20 protein-coding genes and 2 riboswitches are annotated in these 22,254 nt (G+C 65.9%); of the genes, 9 read left to right on the forward strand and 11 right to left on the reverse strand.

Features of this window, described 5'->3' with window-relative positions; translation table 11 throughout:
- Positions 1-29 precede the first annotated feature (29 nt).
- From ASC75_RS09300 to ASC75_RS09310, 3 genes are all read left to right on the forward strand, one after another.
- Positions 30-1,022 (forward strand): tripartite tricarboxylate transporter substrate binding protein, encoded by a 993-nt coding sequence (locus ASC75_RS09300; protein WP_156381174.1) that lies wholly within the window; start codon positions 30-32, stop codon positions 1,020-1,022.
- A 435-nt stretch (positions 1,023-1,457) separates the two neighbouring features.
- Positions 1,458-2,606, forward strand: coding sequence for a multicopper oxidase domain-containing protein (locus tag ASC75_RS09305; RefSeq protein ID WP_055973560.1), 1,149 nt, complete (start codon positions 1,458-1,460; stop codon positions 2,604-2,606).
- Complete coding sequence (locus ASC75_RS09310; protein WP_055973563.1) at positions 2,603-3,808, forward strand: metal transporter; 1,206 nt, start codon at positions 2,603-2,605, stop codon at positions 3,806-3,808. Before ASC75_RS09305 ends, ASC75_RS09310 begins: the two co-directional genes overlap by 4 nt.
- Before the next feature lie 28 nt (positions 3,809-3,836).
- Here the strand turns inward: ASC75_RS09310 and ASC75_RS09315 are convergent, their stop codons facing one another.
- The 7 genes from ASC75_RS09315 to ASC75_RS09345 all read right to left on the reverse strand — a co-directional run bounded on the left by ASC75_RS09315 (position 3,837) and on the right by ASC75_RS09345 (position 14,331).
- A complete protein-coding gene (locus ASC75_RS09315; RefSeq protein WP_055973566.1) occupies positions 3,837-4,793 on the reverse strand; it encodes a cation diffusion facilitator family transporter in 957 nt (318 codons plus the stop codon).
- Positions 4,794-4,820: 27 nt separating this feature from the next.
- A complete protein-coding gene (locus tag ASC75_RS09320) occupies positions 4,821-7,010 on the reverse strand; it encodes an anthranilate synthase (RefSeq protein ID WP_055973570.1) in 2,190 nt (729 codons plus the stop codon).
- A 242-nt stretch (positions 7,011-7,252) separates the two neighbouring features.
- The gene (locus ASC75_RS09325; protein WP_055973624.1) at positions 7,253-8,260 is read right to left on the reverse strand and encodes an iron ABC transporter permease; all 1,008 of its coding nucleotides are present in this window, start codon (positions 8,258-8,260) and stop codon (positions 7,253-7,255) included.
- 54 nt (positions 8,261-8,314) lie between these two features.
- Positions 8,315-9,259, reverse strand: coding sequence for an ABC transporter substrate-binding protein (locus ASC75_RS09330; RefSeq protein WP_055973572.1), 945 nt, complete (start codon positions 9,257-9,259; stop codon positions 8,315-8,317).
- A gap of 19 nt (positions 9,260-9,278) precedes the next feature.
- Positions 9,279-10,094 carry an ABC transporter ATP-binding protein gene (locus ASC75_RS09335; protein ID WP_055973575.1) on the reverse strand — a complete coding sequence of 272 codons (816 nt, stop codon included), beginning with the start codon at positions 10,092-10,094 and terminating at the stop codon, positions 9,279-9,281.
- Between the two features lie 107 nt (positions 10,095-10,201).
- Positions 10,202-10,410: riboswitch (cobalamin riboswitch) on the reverse strand.
- Positions 10,411-10,442: 32 nt separating this feature from the next.
- Positions 10,443-11,609, reverse strand: a complete 1,167-nt coding sequence (locus ASC75_RS09340) for an MFS transporter (RefSeq protein WP_055973579.1) — start codon at positions 11,607-11,609, stop codon at positions 10,443-10,445.
- Between the two features lie 286 nt (positions 11,610-11,895).
- A complete protein-coding gene (locus ASC75_RS09345; RefSeq protein WP_055973582.1) occupies positions 11,896-14,331 on the reverse strand; it encodes a membrane-bound PQQ-dependent dehydrogenase, glucose/quinate/shikimate family in 2,436 nt (811 codons plus the stop codon).
- A 170-nt stretch (positions 14,332-14,501) separates the two neighbouring features.
- On the opposite strand from ASC75_RS09345, the gene ASC75_RS09350 reads away from it, so the two are divergent.
- Positions 14,502-14,957, forward strand: coding sequence for a MarR family transcriptional regulator (locus ASC75_RS09350; RefSeq protein ID WP_055973585.1), 456 nt, complete (start codon positions 14,502-14,504; stop codon positions 14,955-14,957).
- Between the two features lie 213 nt (positions 14,958-15,170).
- Positions 15,171-15,938: an isocitrate lyase/phosphoenolpyruvate mutase family protein gene (locus ASC75_RS09355; protein ID WP_055973588.1), complete on the forward strand. Its 768-nt coding sequence runs from the start codon at positions 15,171-15,173 to the stop codon at positions 15,936-15,938.
- 45 nt (positions 15,939-15,983) lie between these two features.
- Here ASC75_RS09355 and ASC75_RS09360 read toward each other — a convergent pair whose 3' ends face one another.
- The gene (locus ASC75_RS09360; protein WP_055973591.1) at positions 15,984-17,366 is read right to left on the reverse strand and encodes an FAD-containing oxidoreductase; all 1,383 of its coding nucleotides are present in this window, start codon (positions 17,364-17,366) and stop codon (positions 15,984-15,986) included.
- Positions 17,363-17,830 carry a DUF4126 family protein gene (locus ASC75_RS09365; RefSeq protein ID WP_055973594.1) on the reverse strand — a complete coding sequence of 156 codons (468 nt, stop codon included), beginning with the start codon at positions 17,828-17,830 and terminating at the stop codon, positions 17,363-17,365. Before ASC75_RS09365 ends, ASC75_RS09360 begins: the two co-directional genes overlap by 4 nt.
- Before the next feature lie 144 nt (positions 17,831-17,974).
- On the opposite strand from ASC75_RS09365, the gene ASC75_RS09370 reads away from it, so the two are divergent.
- The 3 genes from ASC75_RS09370 (at position 17,975) to ASC75_RS09380 (ending at position 19,887) form a co-directional block, all read left to right on the forward strand.
- Positions 17,975-18,529 carry a sugar O-acetyltransferase gene (locus tag ASC75_RS09370; protein WP_055973597.1) on the forward strand — a complete coding sequence of 185 codons (555 nt, stop codon included), beginning with the start codon at positions 17,975-17,977 and terminating at the stop codon, positions 18,527-18,529.
- A gap of 58 nt (positions 18,530-18,587) precedes the next feature.
- A riboswitch (FMN riboswitch) is annotated at positions 18,588-18,734 on the forward strand.
- 76 nt (positions 18,735-18,810) lie between these two features.
- Positions 18,811-19,284 (forward strand): 6,7-dimethyl-8-ribityllumazine synthase, encoded by a 474-nt coding sequence (locus ASC75_RS09375; protein ID WP_055973599.1) that lies wholly within the window; start codon positions 18,811-18,813, stop codon positions 19,282-19,284.
- A gap of 126 nt (positions 19,285-19,410) precedes the next feature.
- Positions 19,411-19,887 carry a GFA family protein gene (locus tag ASC75_RS09380; protein ID WP_055973602.1) on the forward strand — a complete coding sequence of 159 codons (477 nt, stop codon included), beginning with the start codon at positions 19,411-19,413 and terminating at the stop codon, positions 19,885-19,887.
- A 96-nt stretch (positions 19,888-19,983) separates the two neighbouring features.
- Here the strand turns inward: ASC75_RS09380 and ASC75_RS09385 are convergent, their stop codons facing one another.
- A complete protein-coding gene (locus ASC75_RS09385; RefSeq protein ID WP_055973605.1) occupies positions 19,984-20,676 on the reverse strand; it encodes a helix-turn-helix domain-containing protein in 693 nt (230 codons plus the stop codon).
- Positions 20,677-20,841: 165 nt separating this feature from the next.
- On the opposite strand from ASC75_RS09385, the gene ASC75_RS09390 reads away from it, so the two are divergent.
- Positions 20,842-22,017, forward strand: coding sequence for an acyl-CoA dehydrogenase family protein (locus tag ASC75_RS09390; protein WP_348271285.1), 1,176 nt, complete (start codon positions 20,842-20,844; stop codon positions 22,015-22,017).
- 66 nt (positions 22,018-22,083) lie between these two features.
- Here ASC75_RS09390 and ASC75_RS25380 read toward each other — a convergent pair.
- On the reverse strand, positions 22,084-22,254 hold a 171-nt coding region (locus ASC75_RS25380), incomplete at its 5' end, for a formate--tetrahydrofolate ligase (RefSeq protein ID WP_156381173.1).

A 22,254-nucleotide genomic window follows, 5' to 3' on the forward strand; every position in this document is an offset into this window, starting at 1 on the left:
GGTGCTGCTGCACAGATGGGAGATGCGCACTGATGACTTCCAATTTCACGCGTCGCGCGGCGCTGGCCCTCGGGCTTTCCGCCGCCTCGTTGCTTGCCATGGCCCCGGGCGCCGGCGCCCAGCAGTTCCCCGACCGCACGGTCACCCTTGTCATTCCTTTCGCCGCTGGCGGGTCGACCGACGTCGTCGGGCGCATCATCGCGCAAAAGATGTCGGATGATCTCGGCCAGCAGGTGGTCGTCGAAAACGTCGCCGGTGCCGGCGGCAACATCGGCGCCGACCGCGTCGCCCGCGCCGAACCCGATGGCTACACCATCCTGATGGGCACGGTTGCGACGCACGCGCTCAACCCGCTTATCCTCAAGACCAAGCCGTATGACCCGGAGAAGGACTTCACCCCGGTATCGCTGCTGGTCGTCGTGCCGAACGTCCTGGTCGTCAATCCGCAGCTGCCGGTCAAGAACGTGCAGGAACTGATTGCGCTCTTGAAGGCCGAACCCGACAAATACGCCTATGCCTCGTCGGGCAATGGCACGCCGCTGCATCTGTCGGGCGAACTGTTCAAGGCCATGGCCGGCGTCAGCATCCAGCACATTCCCTACAAGGGCGCGGGGCCGGCGCTGAACGATGTCGTCGGTAACCAGGTGCCGATCATGTTCGACAATCTGCCGTCGTCGTCCTCGCACATCAAGGGCGGCACGCTGCGCGCCCTCGGCGTGACGACGGCCGAGCGCGCGCCGTCCTTCCCCGACGTGCCGACCATCGCCGAGTCAGGCGTGCCGGGCTACGAGACCTACACCTGGAATGCACTGTTTGCGCCGGCCGGCACGCCGAAGGAGGTCGTCGATCGCCTCAACGCGTCGGCCAACAAGGCAATGACCGATCCGGAGGTCATCGAAAAGATGAACGGTTTCAGCGCCAAGATCGTCGGCTCGACGCCGGATGAACTGGCAGCCCACGTCAAGGCCGAGCTCGCAAAGTGGGGACCGGTGGTCAAGGACGCAAACATCCAGATCGACTGAGAAACACGGCTGGCTTACGGGCGGCGCATCACGTGATGCGCCGCCCGGTTTGTTATAGCGCATGCGAGCATCCGGACTGGGCAGCCGCAACGGTGCTGTCGCGACGTGGCTTGATCGCCACTTCCCGTCGCGCCCACGATCGAATAGTGCAGCTTCGACAATGGCTTGCGTTGCCAGGCTGCGATCCTGATTCAATGCCGTTGCTGGCGCCGTCGGGGCAGGTATCGATTGCACTGAACTGCAATAAATTCCCCGATCTCGCCTGCGTCCAATCGTTGGTCCGCTGTGCGGGCGATCGCAGTATCCCCGTCATCTCTCCGGATCGTCACGTCGAAACCGGCGGCTGCATCGCTCGCGCGCCGGTCAGATTCAACTTGTGCATGGACAATTGCGAGAGCATGATGCAAATCATTCGCATTTGCAAAATGACACGGGATGGCTGACGTGCCGACACTATTGGGAGAACGGCTCAGCCGAAGGCTGGTGCTGGCGGGCGGTATCTGCACGGCTGGCGCCACGGCGGTGGGCGTCAGCGCGGCGGTGGGGCAGGCGGCGCATGGCGGGCACGATGCTGCGGCAGCGCCCGGCGCCGGCGATGCCTATCAAGCGGCGTCGTCTTCAGGACATGGCGGTGCGCATGGCGCGATGCTCACCGTTGGCGAGGTCGACAGCGCCCGCAACGGCTTCGACCCGGCCAAGATGCTCACCGACTGGGATGTCGGCACGACGTCGGTGCTGCCGGATGGAGGTACGCTCAGGACCTTCGAGGTCGTCGCCGAAGACAAGGACATCGAGATTGCGCCGGGGGTGATGTTCCCGGCCTGGACCTACAATGGCCGCGTTCCCGGCCCGGCCTTGCGCGCCACCGAAGGCGAGCGCCTGCGCATCGTCTTCAAGAACTACGGCTCGCATCCGCACTCGATGCATTTCCATGGCATTCATGCCGCGCGGATGGATGGCGTGCCAGGGGCCGGCCTGGTCAATCCCGGCGAGGAATTCGTCTACGAATTCGATGCCAAGCCGTTCGGTTGCCACCTCTACCATTGCCACGCACTGCCGCTGAAACGGCACATCCACAAGGGCATGTACGGCGCCTTCGTCATCGATCCCGATCCCGCCCGCCACCCCGACCAGGCCGATGTCGCCCGTTCGCGGCTCTACGGCACGCCGGAGAATGCGCAGTGGCAGGAGTTCGTCATGGTGATGAACGCCTTCGACACCAATTTCGATGGCGAGAACGAGTTCTACGCCGTCAACACGGTGGCGCATACCTACATGAACTCCCCGATCAGGATCGCCAAGACGAGGCCGGTGCGGATCTACCTGATCAATGTCGTCGAGTTCGACCCGATCAACTCGTTTCACCTGCATGCCAATTTCTTCGACTATTTCGACCAGGGCACGACGCTGACCCCGACATTGAAGACCGTCGACCTGATCACCCAGTGCCAGGCCCAGCGCGGCATCCTCGAATTCAGTTTTGCCGAGCATGAGGCCGGCCTCTACATGTTCCACCCGCATCAGTCGGAGTTCACCGAACTGGGCTGGGTCGGCATGTTCGACGTCGTGGAGGACGTGGCATGAGGGACGCGCCGATCTCCGAGACGGAAGCCGAACTGCCCGGAACGCCAACTGCGCGCCGTGCGCTGTGGTGGATCATCCTGCCGCTGCTTGCCTTCGCCGCAGCCATTGCCGTGCTGGTTTCCACCAATCCCCTGGCGCGCTTCAACAACGGCACGCCGCCTGTCGAAGACATCGCCTTCGAACGCGTCATCCTCGGCAGCGACGGCATTCGCGTCCTGGTCCGAGCCGGCGGCTCGGAGCCGATGACGATTGCCCAGGTCCAGGTCGACGCTGCCTACTGGCAGTTCACCCAGGATCCGCCGGGGCCGCTGGAGCGCGGTTCGTCTGCCTGGATCGCGGTGCCGTTCCCGTGGGTGCTCGGCGAGGCGCACGCGGTCAATCTGGTGACCGGCACCGGCGCCACATTCGCCCATGAAATTCCCGTGGCGGTCGCGACACCGGTCGCCGACAGCACCAGCCTTTTGTCGCAGGCGACTCTCGGCATCTTCGTCGGCATCGTGCCGGTGGCGGTCGGGCTGATGTTCTATCCGGCGCTGCGCGGGGTCGGCCGCAACGGCATGAGCTTCCTCCTGGCGCTGACCGTCGGCCTGCTGGCCTTCCTGATGGTCGATGCCATCGGCGATGCCTTCGAGCTTGCCGCCGAATCCGCCGCGATATTCCAGGGCAACGCCATGGTGGTGCTGGCCGCCGCCGCCAGCTTCCTGATCCTGATGGGCATCGGCCGCCGCAACGGCACGCCGCAGGGCCTGGCGCTCGCCACCTACATCGCCATCGGCATCGGCCTGCACAATTTCGGCGAGGGGCTCGCGATCGGCGCCGCGTTCGCGGCAGGCGCCGCCGGCCTCGGCACGTTCCTGGTGCTTGGATTCACCATCCACAATGTCACCGAAGGCATCGGCATCGCGGCACCCATCCTGCGCGAGCGCATCGCCCTGTGGACCTTCACCGGCCTGACCCTGCTTGCCGGCGGACCGGCGGTGCTGGGCCTTTGGATCGGCAGCCTGGCGTTCGCGCCGCAATGGTCGGCACTGGCGCTTGCCATCGGTGCCGGTGCGATCCTCCAGGTGATCGTCGAGGTGACAGCGCTGATCCGCCGCCGCGAAGGCGCGGAAGGCAGCGGGCTTTTCGGTCCGGCAGTCATGGCCGGGCTCGCTGTCGGCGCCGGCTTCATGTATCTCACCGCAATGCTGGTGAAGATCTAGGAACCTGCGGGCTCGGGACGCCTGGCGTTCAGGCGAAAGGAACGGCGACCGTGCCCTTGGGCAGCTTGGCCTCGTCGTCGGGCTCGACATGGATGATGACGCGCACCGAGGGGATGTCGTCGCGCAGCGCGTCCTCGATGCGGTCGCAGATGACGTGGCTTTCGCCCACCGTCATGTCGGCGTCGACGACCAGGTGGAACTCGATGAAGGTGGCGCGGCCGGCGATGCGGGTCTTGAGGTCGTGGACCTCGATAGCGCCCTTGGAGTTGGCCGAGATGATGTCGCGGATGCGCATGTGCTCGTCGAGTTCGACGGCGCGGTCCATCAGCCCGTCCATGGACGAGCTGATGACATGCCAGCCCTGCCACAGGATGTTCAGCGCGACGATCACGGCAAGTGCCGGATCGAGGATCTTCCAGCCGGTGACGACGGCGGCGACGAGGCCGATCAGCACGCCGGCGGAGGTCACCACGTCGGTCATGATGTGATGACCGTCGGCGACCATGGCGGGCGAGCGCTCGGCACGGCCGACGCGGATCAGCGCGCCCGCCCAGATGGCGTTGATCACGGCGGCTATGCCGTTGATGCCGAGACCCAGCCATGGCCGCTCGGCGTCCATCGGCACGCCCCAGCTGCGCCAGACCTCGAACAGGATCAGCAAGGCGGCGACGACGATCAGAACGCCCTCGAGCACGGCCGAGAAATACTCGGCCTTGTGGTGGCCATGCTGGTGGCCCATGTCGGCCGGCTTGTGGCTGATCTTGATGGCCCAGAAGGCGGCCATCGCGGCAACGACGTTGACGATCGATTCGAGCGCGTCCGAATAGAGCGCGACCGAGCCCGTCAGCCACCAGGCGACAAATTTCAGGCCCATCACCCCGGCGCCGATGATGATCGACCAGAAGGCAAGCTTGGCGACACGCTGCTTGGACGACGCCTGTCCGCTGCGTGTTGCCGACAAGCCGTGCGTTTCGGTTTCAGTCATGATCTCTGCTGTGGTTAGGGCGGCCGGTCAGGCCGCCTTGTCCTTGGCCTTGCGCGGCATGTGCGCGACGACGTTCTCGATCATCCGCATGCCGGCGTCGTGGCCGAGCGTCATGATCGATTCGGGGTGGAACTGAACGGCGGCGATCGGCTCCTTCTTGTGCTCGAACGCCATGATGACGCCGTCCTCGGTTTCTGCCGTGACGACGAAGTCGTCGGGCAGGCGAACAGGATCGGCAAAGATCGAGTGGTAGCGGCCGACGGTCACTTCCTTGGGCAGGCCGGAAAAGACGATGCCGGGCTTGGAAACGCGGATACGCGACGGCTTGCCGTGCATCGGCACCGCCAGCTGGCGCAACTCGCCGCCATAGGCCTCGGCCAGCGCCTGCAGGCCCAGGCACACACCGAAGATCGGCAGGTCGCGGTCGCGCGATTTCCTGATCGTCGCCGCCGTGTCGAAATCCTTGGGCATGCCGGGGCCGGGAGAGAGCACGACGAGGTCGGGCTTGATGCGGTCGAAGATCTCCTCGGGCACCGGCGAGCGCACGGTGGACACGTCGGCGCCGGTCTGGCGGAAGTAATTGGCCAAGGTGTGGACGAAGGAGTCCTCGTGGTCGACGAGCAGGATCTTGACCCCTTCGCCGACACGCGCGGTGGTGCGCTCGGTGCCTGCGGAGTTGCCGGTCTTGGCGTCGCGGATGGCGGAAAGCATGGCTGAGGCCTTCAGTTCGGTTTCGGCTTCTTCTTCCTCGGGAATGGAATCGTAGAGCAATGTGGCGCCTGCGCGCACCTCGGCGATGCCGTCCTTGATGCGGATGGTGCGCAGCGTCAGGCCGGTGTTCAGGTCGCCGTTGAAATGCACCATGCCGATCGCCCCGCCATACCAGGCGCGCGGGCTCTTCTCGTTCTGCTCGATGAAACGCATCGCCCAGAGCTTCGGCGCACCCGTCACCGTCACCGCCCAGGCGTGGGAGAGGAAGGCGTCGAAGGCGTCCATGCCCTCGTGCAGGCGACCCTCGATATGGTCGACGGTGTGGATCAGCCGCGAATACATCTCGATCTGGCGGCGGCCGATGACGCGCACCGAGCCCGGCTCGCAGACGCGTGACTTGTCGTTGCGGTCGACGTCGGAGCACATGGTGAGCTCGGATTCGTCCTTCTTCGAGTTGAGCAGCTTGAGGATCTGCTCGCTGTCGGAGATAGCGTCCTCGCCGCGCTTGATGGTGCCCGAGATCGGGCAGGTCTCGACGCGGCGGCCGTTGACGCGCACGAACATCTCCGGTGACGCGCCGATCAGGTATTCGCCTTCGCCGAGATTGATGAAGAACGAGTAGGGCGAGGGGTTGATGGTCTTCAGCCGGCGGGAAATCTCCGAAGGGGCGGTTTCGCAGCGCTCGTAGAACATCTGGCCGGGAACGACCTCGAACAGGTCGCCGCGCTTGAAGCTGTCCATCGCCCGGCGCACCAGCTGGGCATATTCGCCCGGCTCGTGGTCGCCGCGCGGCGGGATGCGGTCGGAGGTCCTGAACGGCTCGGCAACGCTGTCGCGGGCAATGCCTTCGGTCGAAAAACCCTTGCCGGAATAGTCGTAGCGGTCGTGCCAGGCCTTGGCCGAATAGTGATCGACGACCAGGATCTCGTCGGGCAGGAACAGGACCAGGTCGCGCTGGCTTTCCTTGCGCTCGAGCTTGTGCTGGACCGGGTCGAACTGGAAGGCAAGGTCGTAGCCGAAGGCGCCGTAAAGGCCGAGATTGCTGTCCTCGTCCGACTTGAACAGCGCGGTGATGGCACGCAGCACGGTGAACACCGAAGGCACGCGCGAGCGCTCCTCCTCGGTGAAAACCCGGCCGGGGGTGGCGATGTCGAGCCTGATCAGGTGCTTGCCGGCCTCGGCGATGGTCAGCTCCTCGAGCGGTGCCAGCGCGGCGTGGATGACCGGCAGCAGCACCTCGCCGCGCGCATTGAGCGCCTCGATCTTCATCGAGCGCCCGCGTGCCGAGATGACCACCGGCGGGTCGATGATCGCGGTGTCCCAGCGGGTGTAGCGGCCGGGGTACTCGTAGTTGGAGGAAAACACCGCGCCGCGGCGGCTGTTCAGCCCGTCGAGATAGGTCTCGATCGCTCCGGCATAGGCGGTTTCGTGGCGTTGCCTGGTGATGGACACCCCACCAGCGGTCACGTAGCGCTCGGCACCGTTATCAAGCAGTTCCAACGTCATTCCCGTCTCCATCCGTTGCCGTGGGAGCGTTCCGGAGCCTGGTTCGAAAAAACAAATGGCCGCCCGGAAATCCCGTTGCGGCCATCACAATTTTCACGCGCACGCGCTTCAAGAGGCCGCTGTCAGCTGGCCCGCCACCAAATGTTCTGGAGCGAAGTCGTGTTCATGGCAAATCCATAGCTAGGAAAAACCGGGGGTGCAACTGGATTTGCGTCGTCTTGCATTGCATTACCAACTGACGCTCAATTTGTTGTCCGGCGGCGCATCAGCACCACGAAAGCCACGCCGCCGATCAGTCCGGTGACGATGCCGAGCGGCATGTCCTGCGGCGGCATCACCGTGCGGGCGGCCATGTCGGCGGCGATCAGGAAGATCGCGCCCACCAGCGCCGACAGCGGCAGGACGCGGCGATAGTCGCCGCCGACGAAGAAGCGCACGATGTGCGGGATCATCAGGCCGACGAAGGCGATGACGCCGGAATAGGCGACGGCGCAGCCGGTCAGCAGCGCGCAGACGACGAAGACCTTGAGCCGGAAGGCGCGCGCCGGGATGCCGAGGGCCGTCGCGCTCTCGTCGCCCAGCGTCATGGCATTGAGGTTGCGGGTCTGCGTCATCAGCCACGCGCCGCCGAGTACGAGGGCGATGAGCGGGTAGGGCAGGTGGCTCCACTGCGCCAGGCCGAGCCCGCCAAGCATCCAGAAGATGGCGACATGGGCGGCCCTGGGATCGCCGATGAAGATCGACAGGTTGGCGGCGGCCGAGATGATGAAGCTGACGGCCACGCCGGCGAGGATCAGCTGCCCGGCGGACTGGACCCGTGCCAGATTGGCGATGGCAAGCACCAGGGCGGTTGCCGCCATTGCCCCGGCAAAGGCGAAGACCGGCACGGTGGCCGTGCCGAACACCATGCCGACATGGATCAGCGCCATGATGGCGCCGAAGGCCGCGCCTGACGAAATGCCGAGCAGATGCGGATCGGCGAGCGGGTTGCGCGTCACCGACTGCAGCGCTGCGCCGACCAGCGCCAATGAGGCGCCGACGACCGCACCCAGGATGACGCGCGGGGCGCGGACGTCCCAGACGATGTTTTCGCGGCCGCTCGACCACACCGCCTCGACGCTTCCCGGAACCAGCTTGTTGGCGATGACGCCCCACACGGTCTCCAGCGGGATCGCCACCGGCCCGACGCCGACGGCCACGATCATGGCTATGACAAGCAGCACGGCCAGCCCGGGGATCAGGGCCGGCATGGCGTGGATCAGGACGTGCCGTGGTCCTGCGACGAGGTGGCGGTGCGACACGGGTCAGTCGGCCCGCATCGCGGCGGCGAGTCGCTTGATGGCGGCGATGTTGCGCGGCCCCGGCGTCGCCTCGTTGTATTCGAGCACGAAGAAGCGGTTGTTCTTCACTGCGTCGATGTCCTTGAAGGCCGGATTGGAGCGCATGAACTCGATCTTCTGCCCGGCGGTCACCTCGCCGTAGTTGACGATCACCACCATCTCCGGGTTTCGCTCGATGACCGGCTCCCAGCCGATCTCGACCCAGCTCGACTCGACGTCGTCGGCGATGTTCCTGCCGCCGGCAGCCTCGATGATCGCGGTCGGCATGGCGTAGCGGCCGGCAGTGAACGGCTTCTGCTCGCCGGAATCGTAGAGGAACACGCTGACCGGCTTGTCGAGCTTGGGCAGCGATGCCTGGAAGTCGGCGAGTTCCTTCTCGTAGCCCGATACCAATGCTTCGGCCTTCTCGCGCACGCCGAAGATGGCGCCGAGATTGTTGAGGTCGGCATACATGTCCTGAAGCGAGGACTTGTCCTTCTTCATGATGTGGATGCAGCTCTCGGTCAGCTCGTAGACAGCGACGTTGAAGGGCGCGAGCGTCTCCGGGGTGACGTCGCCGCCGACCTTCATGCCGTAGTTCCAGCCGGCGAAGAACAGGTCGGTGTCGACGCCGAGCAGCACTTCCTTGGTGACGTATTTGGGCGCGAGTTCGGGCAGTTCGCCGACGCCCTTGCGCAGCTCCTCGCTCAGCGTCTTCCAGCCGGAGATGCCGGAATAGCCGGCCATGTGGTCGCCGAGGCCGAGTGCCAGCATCATCTCGGTCAGATTGACGTCGTGCGAGACGGCGCGCTTGGGCGCGGCCTCGAAGGTCACGTCGCGGTTGCAGCTCTTGACGGTGACGGGGAAGCCACTGGCCATGGCTGAGGCGCAGGTGGCGAGCAGGGCGGCGGCGATGATGGGCAGGCGCATTTGGGCTCCTTGGGTTCTGTCAGCGTTCGAGATGGAATGAAAAGCGCGGGCGACCGGTGACGGGATGGTCGTCGAGGGTCGCGCCGACGGAAAAGCTCTGGCGGATGCGCTCGGGCGTCAGGATGTCGGCCGGTGCACCGCAGGCGACAGCGCGACCGGCGTCCATCACCAGCACCCGGTCGGCATGGGCCGAGGCGAGCGCGAGGTCGTGGAGCGAGACGATGACGGTGCAGCCGAGATTGCCAAGCAGTTCCAGGACCTCGAGCTGGTGGCGGATATCGAGATGGTTGGTCGGCTCGTCGAGGATCAAAAGGTCCGGCCGCTGCACCAAGGCGCGTCCGATCATCACGCGCTGCTTCTCGCCGCCGGACAGCGAGTTGAAGTCGCGCGCGGCGAGCGCGGTCAGACCGAGCAGGTCAAGGGCTGCCTCGACGTGGTCGTAGTCGTCGTCGCCGGTGCCGAAGCTGGTCACATGCGGGGTCAGCCCGAGTTCGACGATCTCGGCGACCGTCAGGCCGAAGTCGGAGGCGCTTTCCTGCAGCACGGTGGCGATGCGGCGGGCGCAGTCACGCGGCTTCATCTTCCAGATGTCGGTGCCGTCGAGCCGGACGGTTCCTGAAATCGGCTTGTGGTAGCGGTAGAGGCAGCGCAAAAGGCTCGACTTACCGGCACCGTTGGGGCCGACGATTGCAAGCATTTCGCCGGGGGCGACCGCAAGAGACACCGGTTCGAGGATGGGCCTGGAGGCGCGGGGCCCCCAGCTGACGCCATCGAGCTCGAGCAGTGCCGGGGTCGTGCCTACGAGGCGGCTAGCGGCGTGGACGCGATCGAGCATGTCCTCTCTCCGCAGTCAGGCGGAGGTGGCAGAACGATCCGGTGAGCGCGCCGGTACGGAAAAAGGCAGTCGCAACCATCATCATCTCCGCGGCACACCCCGGCCGGTTGAGTTAATCGGATGATGGCAGGTCTCCTGGCTTGCGGGTTTCTGCGCCTCGGAGCCTTCCCGGCCTTCCGGCCAGTGGCATTTTCCGATTTGCTATCCGCTCACAGTTGCGGGGGCAGCCACGGTTTCGCGTCGAGACGTCTTACCGTGTTCCCATTTAATCCGCTGCCCGAGTCAGGCAGCAGGAACCATCGGAGATGTGGCTACAGCAGTGGCGGATTGCTGACAATCGCTAAAGCGTCATGCCGCCTGCTGAATTGCGTCACGGCGGTCGAGCGCGAAGGAAAACAGCGCGACGCCGAAGGCCGTGAGCGCGATTGCGGCGCCAACGAGAGGCAGGTCGGCATAGCTGACGCCCATCGAGATCGCGGCGCCGCCCGCCCAGGCGCCGGCGGCGTTGCCGGCGTTGAAGGCGCCCTGGTTGAGCGTCGCGGCGAGGTTCGGTGCTTCCGAGGCGGTTTCGACGACGCGCATCTGCATCGGCGGTACGATGACGAAGGTCATCACGCCCCAGAGGAAGATGAGCAGGATTGCAGCTGGTGCCGAATAGCCGAGCTGGGCGAGGGCGACATGGATCGCAGCCATCACCACCAGCGCGCCGATGGCGGTCGGCATCAGCTTCCAGTCGGCCAGCTTGCCGCCGATGATGTTGCCGATGGTCATGCCGCCGCCGAAGAGGAGCAGGATCCAGGTGACCGACGCAACCGACACGCCGGTGACGTCGGTCAGGATCGGCTTGATGTAGGTGAAGACGGCAAACAGGCTGCCCGAGGCGAGCGCCGAGATGATCATGGCGAGCCAGACCTGCAGCTTGCCGAGCACCTTGACCTCGCTGGCCACGCCACCCTTGCCGGGAGGGGCGACGCCCGCCGGCACCAGCCAGGCGATGGCGGCGACCGAGATCAGGCCGATGACGACGACGGCGAAGAAGGTCATGCGCCAGCCGAACGCCTCGCCGAGTGCGGTGCCGCCGGGCACGCCGAGGATGTTGGCGAGCGTCAGGCCGGCAAACATCAGGGCAATGGCGCTGGCGCGCTTGTTGGCGGGAACCAGGCTCGCCGCCACCACCGAGCCAATGCCGAAAAAGGCGCCGTGGCCGAAGGCGGTGATGACGCGGGCGATCATCAGCGTCCAGTAGGTGGGGGCGATGGCACAGAGCAGGTTCCCGAGCACGAACATCATGGCGAGCCCGATCAGCACCGGCTTGCGCGGCAGTTTCGCCGTGCCCACCGCAATGATCGGCGCGCCGATAACGACGCCGAGTGCGTAGCCGGTGACGAGCAGGCCGGCGGCGGGGATCGATACGCCGAGGTCGGCGGCGACCTCCGGCAACAGGCCCATGATCACGAACTCGGTGGTGCCGATGCAAAAGGATGCAACGGCCAGGGCGATGATTGGCAAGGGCATGGGACGGCTCGGGAAATGCTGAAACGATTTAATCCCACATTTTCCTGATGTCGGCTGCGGCGCAAGCGATGTTGGTGCATTGCAGCAATGCGTGGCGCGCATGGCAGCCATTCGGCAACAGCAAGCCGGCTTACATCAGGATTGCTGGTCAGGTCGCGGCGAAGGAACTTGTAGAGCGGCTCGACGGCCGAATTGTCCGCTTGCGCGGCGGGCCAACACCGCCTTCGCAGGCCGGAAATAAAAAGGGGCGCCGAGGCGCCCCTTCCGTTGTCCATGCCCACAGAACTCAGTTCTGCTTCGGCAGCTTGTAGGCGACCACGTAGTCGCCGCGGTCGGGCGACTGGCGTGCGCCGCCGGCGGAGATGACCACATACTGCGTTCCGGTCTCGTGGGAGACGAAGGTCATCGGCGTCGACTGGGCGCCCACGGGCAGCCGGCCCTTCCACAATTCCTCGCCGGTCGTGACGTCCATCGCGCGCAGGTAGTAGTCCTGCGTGCCGGCGTAGAAGACGAGGCCGCCCGAGGTGGCGACGGGGCCACCGAGCGTCGGCATGCCGATCGGGATCTGCATCCCGGTCTTCATGCCGAGGGGGCCGGTGTCCTCGAGGGTGCCGGCCGGGACCTGCCAGACCAATTGCCGCGTTTCGAGGTCGACGGCGCTGATCGTGCCGTAGGGCGGCTGGTGGCAGGGAACGCCGAGCGGCGACATGAAGCCGTTCTTCAGCGCGCCGTAGGGCGTGCCTTTCTGCTGCGACAGGCCGTCATGGGCTGCCGAACCGCCATAGTTGTCGGCCTCCTCGCGGGCGATGAGCTGCACGAACTGCGGCATGCGGATGTCGTTGACGATCAGGAGGCCACGGGCCTCGTCGATCGCGGCACTGCCCCAGTTCATGCCGCCATAATAGCCGGGGTAGATCAGGCTGCGGTCGGTCCTCGGCGGCGTGAACTCGCCGTCGTAGCGCAGCTTCTTGAACTCGATGCGGCAGTAGAGCTGGTCGTAGGGCGTCGCACCCCACATCCGTGCCTCGGTGAACGGCTCGGTGCCGATCGAAGGCATGCCGACCGAGTAAGGCTGGGTCGGAGCGGTCCAGTCGCCCTCCATCGCGCCCTGCGGTACCGGGCGTTCCTCGACTTCGGCGATCGGCTTGCCGTCGCGGCGGTCGAGCATGAAGATCTGGCCGCGCTTGGTCAGCTGGATCAGGGCAGGGGTCTTGCCGCCCTTGCCGTCGGGCACGTCGTAGAGTGCCGGCTGCGCGGGAACGTCATAGTCCCAGATGTCGTGGTGCACGGTCTGGAACTTCCAGCGCTCCTTGCCGGTGTCCATGTCGAGGGCGACGACCGCGGCCGAATATTCCTCGGCCGCCTTGCTGCGGTGGGCGCCCCAGAAATCGGGCGTCGCGTTGCCGGTCGGCAGGTAGACGAGGCCGAGCGCTTCGTCATAGGCCGGCGTCGACCAGACATTCGGCGTGCCGCGCGTGTAGCTCTCGCCTTCCGGCGGCAGCTTGGTGATCGCCGGGTTGCCGAGGTCCCAGGCCCAGACCAGCTCGCCGGTGCGGGCCGAGAAGGCACGGACGGCGCCCGAAGGCTCGCCGGTCTCGACATTGTCCCAGACCCAGCCGCCGACCATGATCAGGTCGCGCATGACGGTGGGGGCCGACGTCTGGAAGTAGAAGCCGTCCTTGATCTCGCCCATGCCCTGCTTGAGATCGACGATGCCGCCATTGCCGAAGTCCTGGCACAGTTCGCCGGTCTTGGCGTCGAGCTGGATCAGGCGGGCGTCGATGGTGGTCATGACGATGCGGGCGGCACAGGCGTTCGATGCCGGTGCAGCGGGAACCGCGGGTGCTGCCGCGATGACGCTCGTCGGTGCCAGCGGGTCGGCGGGAGCGGAGGCTTCCGCCTGGACCGGAGCCGGGCCCGGCTCATAGTAGCTCACGCCGCGGCAGCGCTGCCACAGCGGCGACTTGGCCTTGGGATCGTATTTCCACTTCACGTCGCCCGTGTCCGGGTTCAGCGCGTGAACGATGTTGTTGGGCGAGCAGGTGTAGAGCGTGTCGCCGACGAAGAGTGGCGTGCTCTGGTCCTGTGCCGAGCCCTGCGGGGTGTCGCCATGGCGGAAGGTCCAGGCGACCTCGAGCTGGTTGACGTTGTCGCGGTTGATCTGGTCGATCGGGGCATAGCGCGTGCCGGCCGGCGTGCGGCCGTAGTAGCGCCAGTCGGTGGCGCTGGCGGCTGCCGGCGGCACTGTCGGCGCGGGCTCAGCCTTGGCAAACGCGTTCCGCGTCACGCCGTGCGGGGTAAAGGCGTAGAACGCCGTCGCGGCCAGCGCCACGGCGAGCAGGCCGGCGAGCGCGAAGGGCGTGCGCTTGCCGGTGCTGGCCGGAAACAGCGGAGCGAGCAGCAGTGCGGGAATGGCGATGACGGCAGGCGCCACGAGGCGCGGCACGAGCGGCCAGAATTCGAGGCCGGATTCCCAGATCGCCCAGGCGACCGTCGCCAGGAACACGATGGCGTAGAGCCAGAGGCCGGACTTGCGGCGCATGATGTAGAGGATGCCGGAGGCGATGACGCCGAGGCCGGCGAGGGTGTAGTACCAGGAGCCGCCCAGGCCGATCAACTGGACGCCGCCATAAACGAGCGGCGCGCCGATGACGACCATGAGCAGGCCGAAGAGAACCAGGAGCCAGCCGCCGCTGCCTCCGCTTGTCCGTTGTTCTGCCATTTGTGGTTACCTGCGAAGATTATCAGACGTTTCGACTTCGCCCGAATTGGCGATGCCGGTTGCGATCGCTCCTGCAGGTCTTGCGCTTACGAGTCCTCGCCCGCCCGCCGCGCTTTTGTTGCTGCAAGAATCTGATCGTACCCTAATAGATAATATGTTATCTTTCTTGGATGTCCAACCGGTCTTCGGCGCGCGGCAATTTCGGCAAGTACGTCACCTCGGTCGCTCGGCTGTGGCGGCGCGCGGCCGACCGGGCGCTCGACGATTGCGGGCTGTCGCATGCCACCGCCATGCCGCTGGCGACGCTGTCGCGGCTGGGCGACAATATCCGCCAGGGCGTGATTGCCGACCATCTCGGCTTCGAAGGACCGTCGCTGGTGCGCATCGTCGACATCCTTGAGGCCGACGGGCTGATCGTGCGCGTCGGCGATCCCGGCGACCGCCGTGCCAAGATCCTGTCGCTCACCGATGCCGGGCGTGCCCGCGTGATCGAGATCGAGCGGATCTTTGGGCGCCTGCGCGCCGATCTTCTGGCCGGCGAGGACGAGCGCGAGCTGGAAATCGCCGTCAACATGCTCGAAAGGCTCGAGGCGCGGCTGTCGGCGGCCGAGCCGGACGAGGACTGAGCGCGTCGTCGGGCGTTGCAAAGCAGGGGCGGCCTCTCGACTTGCCCTTGGGCCGCGGCAGAAATTGCTACCTCAAGGCTGCTGCGATGCTCCCGTCCTACGCAACGCTGATTACCCCCGTCTCTGGCAACTCACTTACCGCAATCTGCGCTATGGCCAAGACGCCTCACGCTGATAGGTTTCGGCCTTCAGTCACCCAAAGAGGCGAATTCCATGACCAGCCAGATCGACAAGGCCAAGGCCTTCCATGCCCTGCACGTGAAGGGCGACCCGGTGGTTCTCTACAACATCTGGGATCCGGGCAGTGCCAACATCGTCGCCAAGGCTGGCGCCAAGGCGATCGCCACGGGCAGCTGGCCGGTGGCTGCCGCCTTCGGCTTCGCCGACGGCGAGAAGATCCCGCTGGACCTGGCGCTCTACAACATGCGCCGCATCGTCGCCGCCACCGAGCTGCCGGTCACGATGGATCTCGAGGGCGGCTATGGCGTCGAGCCGGAGGCGGTCGCCGCGACTGTGACGCGGGCGCTGGCGGAAGGCGTGGTCGGCTTCAACTTCGAAGACCAGATCGTCGGCGGCAGTGGCCTGCACGACATCGCCGCCCAGGTAAAGCGCATCGCTGCGGCGGCCGACGCCGTCAAGGCCTCTGGCATTGCCGCCTTCATCAATGCCCGCACCGACATCTTCCTGAAGGCCAAGCCCGACGAACACAGCGACGCGCTGGTCGATGCCGCGATCGAACGGGCCGGGGCATACGCAAAGGCCGGCGCGCACGGCTTCTTCGCGCCCGGCCTCGGCAATGAGACGCTGATCGGCAAGCTCTGCCGCGAGGTCGAGATGCCGGTCAACATCATAGCGCTCGCGCATGTGCCGCCAAAGGCAAGACTTGCCGAGCTTGGCGTTGCCCGTATCAGCTACGGTCCGGTGCCCTACCGCCAGATGGCGGAATGGCTCGAGGCCAAAGCGAAGGCAGCTTTCGAGTAGGCCAAAGAGCAAGACCTATCCCGCTGTCGTCGGGATGGGTCCATCCTATGCCAGGGGCTTGAGTTCCTGCGCGATCGTCGGCAACAGCTCCGACACCGTCGGGTGGATGTGCATGGCGCGCTGCAGCGTTTCGATCGGCGCCCCGGCGTACATCAGGTCGAGCACGGCATGGATCGCCTCGTCGCCGCCGGTGCCCAGCACCGAGGCGCCGAGGATCTGCCGCGTGTCGGCGTCGACCAGGATCGTCATGAAGCCTTGCGTCTCGCCCTTTTCGACGGCGCGGCCGACGCGCGTCATCGGCCGTTGGCCGACCAGCACCTTGCGGCCCGACTTGCGCGCCGCAGCCTCGGTCATGCCGGCGCGGCCGAGCGGCGGGTCGATGTAGAGCGCATAGGCCTCGATCCGGTCGGTGACCTTGCGCTTGTCGTTGTCCAGAAGATTGGCGGCGACGATCTCGAAGTCGTTGTAGGCGGTGTGGGTGAAAGCGCCCTTGCCGTTGCAGTCGCCCATCGCCCAGATGTGCGGGACGTTGGTCCTGAGCTGGTCGTCGACCTCGACATTGCCGCGCTTGTCGGCGGCGACACCCGCCTTGTCCAGGCCGAGGTCGTCGGTGTTGGGCTTCCGCCCGATCGCCAGCAGCACATGCGACCCCGTCACCGCCCGGTCGCCGCTGGTGCAGTCGACACCGACGGTGACGCCGTCCGGATGCGCGGCAAAGCTGATGCACTCGGCATTCAACCTCAGCTTGATGCCTTCGTGTTCGAGGATGCCCTTGACCGCCTCGGAGACCTCCTCGTCCTCGCGCGAAATCAGCCGCGGGCCCTTTTCGACCACGGTCACTTCGGAGCCGAAGCGGCGGAACATCTGGGCGAATTCCAACCCGATATAGCTGCCGCCGACGACGACGAGATGGCGCGGCAGGAAATCCACCTCCATCATCGAGGTGTTGGTCAGGTATTCGATGTCGCCGATCCCCGGCATGTCGGGGATGTTGGCGCGGCCGCCGACATTGATGAAGATGCGCTCGCCGTGCAGCAGTTCGCCGCCGACGCGCACCTCGTGCGGTCCCTCGAAGCGGGCGTGGCCGCGATAAAGAGTGCAGCCCTTCATGCCGGCGATCCAGCCTTCCAGGCTGGCGCGGGAATCGCGCGTCACCTTGTCCTTGCGTACCTTCACCGCCTTCATGTCGACCGAAACCGTGCCGATCGACACGCCGTAGTCGGCGCCGGTGCGGGCGAGATGGGCGGCATAGGCGCTGGCCACCATGGCCTTAGTCGGCTTGCAGCCGGTGTTGACACAGGTGCCGCCCACCAGCTTGCGCTCGATCAGCGCCACCGTCTGGCCGGCTGCCGTCAGCCGTCCCGCCAGCGGCGGCCCGGCCTGGCCGCAGCCGATGATGATGGCGTCGAATTTTTTGGCCGCGCTCATGCGACCATGCCCACGACCAGCAGTGCGCCGAGGATTGCGACGACGTCTTCGATCAGCGCCGCCGGCAGGTCCTTGCCGCCGAACGACTGGGCCAGGCTCGACCGCACCGCCGCGCCGCCGAGCGTGCCGAGGATGGCGCCGATGACACCTGCAGCCAGTCCGCCGATCGGCGCACCTCCCACCGTGCCGAGAACGGCGCCGGCGAGGGCGCCCATGACGATGCGGGTGGCGAACTGCACCGGCACCTTGCGGCTTGGGGTCGACGGCAACTGGTCGGTGACGAGTTCGGCGAGGGCCAGCACGGTGAAGATCGCCAGCGCGATCCAGTGACCCATGAAGCCGGCCCAGGTGCCGGCCAGGGGCAGCCAGCCGAGCCAGGCGCCCCAGGCGACGGCCGCCGGCGCGGTCATGGCCCTGAGGCCGGCAACAATTCCGATGAGCAGTGCGAAAAGGTAGATCGCCATCCGTTGTCCCCTCGTGGATGTGGCCCGACAGTGCACTTTGGCAGAAGGCTAACACAGCCATGCGCTTTGGCCAGAGGCGGCGGCTTCGACCTTGGCAGCATCCGGTGTTGTGTGGTTGGCTTTTGCCAGCGAAAGGATCATGCCATGGCAGCAAGCGAACGTGACAAGATGGCCGCAGGCGCGTGGTACAATTGCGTCGATCCCGAACTCGACACGCTGCGTGCGGTGGCGGCCGAGGCCGTCTTCGAGCACGCCACCATGTCGCCGCAACAGCGCGGCGACATGGCGCCCAGGCTGAAGGCCCTGCTGGGCTCGGCGGCGGCGGGCTGCCGCGTCGAGGCGCCTTTCCACTGCGCTTATGGCTTCAACATCCATCTCGGCGAGCGCGTCTTTCTCAATGCCGGCTGCACCATCCTCGACACCGCACCGGTACGCATCGGCGCGGGCACGATGCTTGGGCCCAATGTCCAGGTCTATTGCCCCGAGCATCACCGGGACCCCGTCAAGCGACGCGCCGGGCTGGAGATCGCGCGGCCGGTCACTATCGGTCGCAACGCCTGGATCGGCGGCGGTGCCATCATCCGCGGTGGCGTCGAGATCGGCGACGACGCCATCGTCGGCGCCGGCTCGGTGGTGACAAAGAGCGTGCCGGCGGGTGCGACGGTGGTCGGCAACCCGGCGCGGCCGATCGCCAGGTAACGGAAAGGATTATTCCTGCGATTGACAGCGCCGGTCCGCGCCGCCATATCGGAAGCGTTAATGTTCTCAGGGCGGGGTGAAAGTCCCCACCGGCGGTAAGGGTTTTCGAATCCAAGCCCGCGAGCGCTTCCCGGCAACGGGAGGGTCAGCAGATCCGGTGTGATTCCGGAGCCGACGGTCATAGTCCGGATGGAAGAGAACGAACGGGAAAGCGTCAGCACTTGCTGCCGGGATTCCGTCTCGTGCGTCCTGATTCTGGTTCGAAACGGAAGGATGGACCCATGAATCAGCAATCCCCGAAAGACTTCGCTACCCGCCGCGTCGCCGTGATCCGCGCCCGCTGGCATGCCGACATCGTCGACGAATGCGTCAATGCCTTCGTTGCCGACATCGAAAAACTGGGCGGCGGCCGCATTGCCGTCGACGTATTCGACGTGCCTGGCGCCTACGAAATCCCGCTGTTTGCCAAGACGCTGGCCGAGACCGGCCGCTATGCGGCGATCCTCGGCGCGGCCTTCGTCGTCAATGGCGGCATCTATCGCCATGACTTCGTCGCCCATGCCGTGCTCGACGGCATGATGAACGTGCAGCTCCAGACCGGCGTGCCGGTGCTGTCGGCGGTGCTGACCCCGCACAACTATCACGACAGCGCCGAGCACCACCGCTTCTTCTTCGACCACTTCAAGGTCAAGGGCGCCGAAGCGGCCCATGCCTGCGTCGAACTGCTCAAGGCGCGCGAACTGGTTACGGCCTGACGCCCATCGAACGAACCCGGCGCTCCCTCAGGGGAGGGCCGGGCTGTCACGCGCTGCCGAAAACTGGCCCTGTACGGCGATGCGCCGGACTCGCATGATCGCGGAACTTCAGAGGGGAGGTCCGCCATGTCAACCATTCCGCTGCCGCTCAAGGGCACCTGCCGCTGCGGCCGGGTCGAGATCGAGGTGTCCAAGCCGCCGATCTGCACCGCCGCCTGCCATTGCCCGGGCTGCCAGAAGATGTCGTCCTCGGCCTACTCGCTGACAGTCATGGTGCCGGCCGACGGCTTTGCCGTGACGAAGGGCGAGACCGTAGTCGGAGGCGCGCATGGCGAGCAGCTGCATCACCAGTTCTGCGACCACTGCAAGACGTGGATGTACACGCGCGTCGTCGGCGTCGACTGGTTCGTCAATGTGCGGCCGACGATGCTCGACGACACCGGCTGGTTCCATCCCTTCATGGAAACCTTCACCAAGACCAGGCTTTCCTTCGCCGAAACCGGCGCCGTCAGGAGCTTTGCGGAATTTCCCGCGATGGAGGAACTGGAGCCGCTGATGCGGGATTACCAGGCCTGGGCGGAGGCCGGGGCGCGGTCGCGCTAGAGTGTTTTCGCTTTTCTGGGAATCGCAAAAACGCTCCATGTTCTTGTTTTTGCGATTCCGGACGGAAAGCCGCTGCGCACTTTTCCTGGAAGTACCCTAAGGCACGTTTCGCGCCATCGGGGCGAAGCTGCTCAGGCCAAGCCATGCCTGCATCGCGCGGGCGATCTTGTCGTCGCCATCGACCTCCAGGCGGCCTGAATCGAGCTCCTGTCCAAGCGCGCTCAGCCCCATCCATACCGACGTCATGCTGCGCAGCGATCCCTTGACCTCGAGATCGATGTCGAAGCCGGGATCCGAATTGCACAGGTCGACGGCGCCGCCATCGACCACCAGCCACCAATTCTGCTGGGATTTCGCCACTTCGGGGTACAGAAAGTGAATCGTGCAGCGCTGCGGCGGCAGCGGCTTGGGATTGAGGTTGCGCCGCATGTCCCACATCAGCAAGGAAGGGTCGAGATTCCTGAGGGTTAGCTGGCTTTCGACCCAGCGATGGCCCCATTCGCCGAGGCCGAGGATGATCGGCCGGAGGTCCTCGCCGGCATCGGTCAGCCGGTATTCGACCGTGCCTGCCGCGCCACGCCCGGTCTGCACCACGCCGGCACGCTCGAGTTCCTTCAGGCGCTTGGACAGGAGCGCCGGCGACATTTTCGGCACGCCGCGCCGCAAGTCGTTGAATCGGCTCGATCCCATCAGCATTTCGCGCACGACCAGGGCCGTCCAGCGGGTGCACAGCACCTCCGACGCCATCGAAACCGGGCAGAACTGCCCGTAACCGCCGCGATCGCTCATCTCGCACCATTCGCAGGGGGACCCTGCCTTATAGCGCAAAATCCGGGGTCCCGCACCTAGCCCATAGGGATGACGGGACGGCGTGGCGATTCAGTTCCTGAACTGGACCGGGCCCGCCATTGGAGCGATCTTCGGCCCCGACCTGCCGGTCAACCAGGAGACGACTTGATGAGAAGTCTTGATAACATAGCGACGGCAAGTGCAGGTGCGACCACTGCGGTTGCCACCGATGTCGTGGGCGCGGCCCATGACCTGGCCCCGATCCTTGCGGAACGCGCTCCCAAGTTCGACGAGAGCGATCGGTTCGTCGCCGACAATTACGTGCTTTTGAAGGAAGCCGGGCTGGTCCAGGCCGGCGTGCCGCTCGAACTGGGCGGCGGCGGCGTCGAGATTTCCGAACTTTGCGACATGCTGCGCATCCTCGCCCATTCCTGCGGCTCGACCGCGCTTGCCTTTGCCATGCACACCCATCAGGTCGCGATCCCGGCCTGGCGCTGGCGCCACCAGAAGGTGGCGGCCGTCGAACCCCTGCTCAAGCGTGTCGCCGCCGAGAGGATCATCCTCCTTTCCAGTGGCGGGTCCGACTGGATCGGCGGCTCGGGCAAGGCCGAAAAGGTCGAGGGTGGCTATCGCATCACTGCGCGCAAGGCGTTCACTTCGGGTGCCGTCGCCGGCGACATCCTGATGACCGGAGCGATCGCCTGCGACGAGGACGGCACCGAAAAGGTCATCCATTTCGGTGCGCCGATGCGGGCGCCCGAGGTTAGCGTGATGGACAACTGGCGCACATTGGGCATGCGCGGCACCGGCTCGAACGACGTCGTCATCGACGGGCTGTTCGTCCCAGATGCGGCGGTCAGTTTCTCGCGCACGCCACGGCAATGGCATCCGGTGTTCCAGATCATCGCCACCATCGCCTTTCCGCTGATCTACGCGGTCTATCTCGGCGTTGCCGAAAGCGCCCGCGACATCGCCGTCGAGATCGCCAGGAAGAAGCCGGGAGGCGAGGGCACGCTCAGCCTTGCCGGCCGCATGGACACGGCCCTGCGCGCCGCCCAGATGGCCCATCGCTCGATGATCGAGGCAGTCGAGCGCAACGCGCCCTCGGCTGAAAGCGTCAACGACGTGATGATCGGCCGGTCGCTTGTCGCCCGCCATGGCCTCGAAGTGGTGGAACTGGCGATGGAACTGGCCGGCGGTTCGTCCTTCTACCGCGAGCGCGGGCTCGAACGCCGCTTCCGCGACATGCAGGGCGCGCGCTTCCATCCGCTCCAGGCCGGCCCGCAGGCGCAATATGCCGGGGCGATGGCACTGGGCCTGCCGGTGAACGCGATCTTCTGATCCGCGAAACGAAATCGGCCGCCGCGATGTCGCGGCGGCCGATTGTTCCGGGACGTTGCTCTGATCTCAGAACAGGCCTTCGATCTGACCTGCCTCGTTGAGGAAGATCTTTTCCGAGGACGGTGCCTTGGGCAGGCCCGGCATGGTCATGATCTCACCGCAGATGGCGACGATGAAGCCGGCGCCGGCGGCGAGGCGGACCTCACGCACCGGCACGACATGGCCGGTGGGCGCGCC

The organism is Aminobacter sp. DSM 101952 (assembly GCF_001424795.1).
Taxonomy (GTDB): domain Bacteria; phylum Pseudomonadota; class Alphaproteobacteria; order Rhizobiales; family Rhizobiaceae; genus Aminobacter; species Aminobacter aganoensis.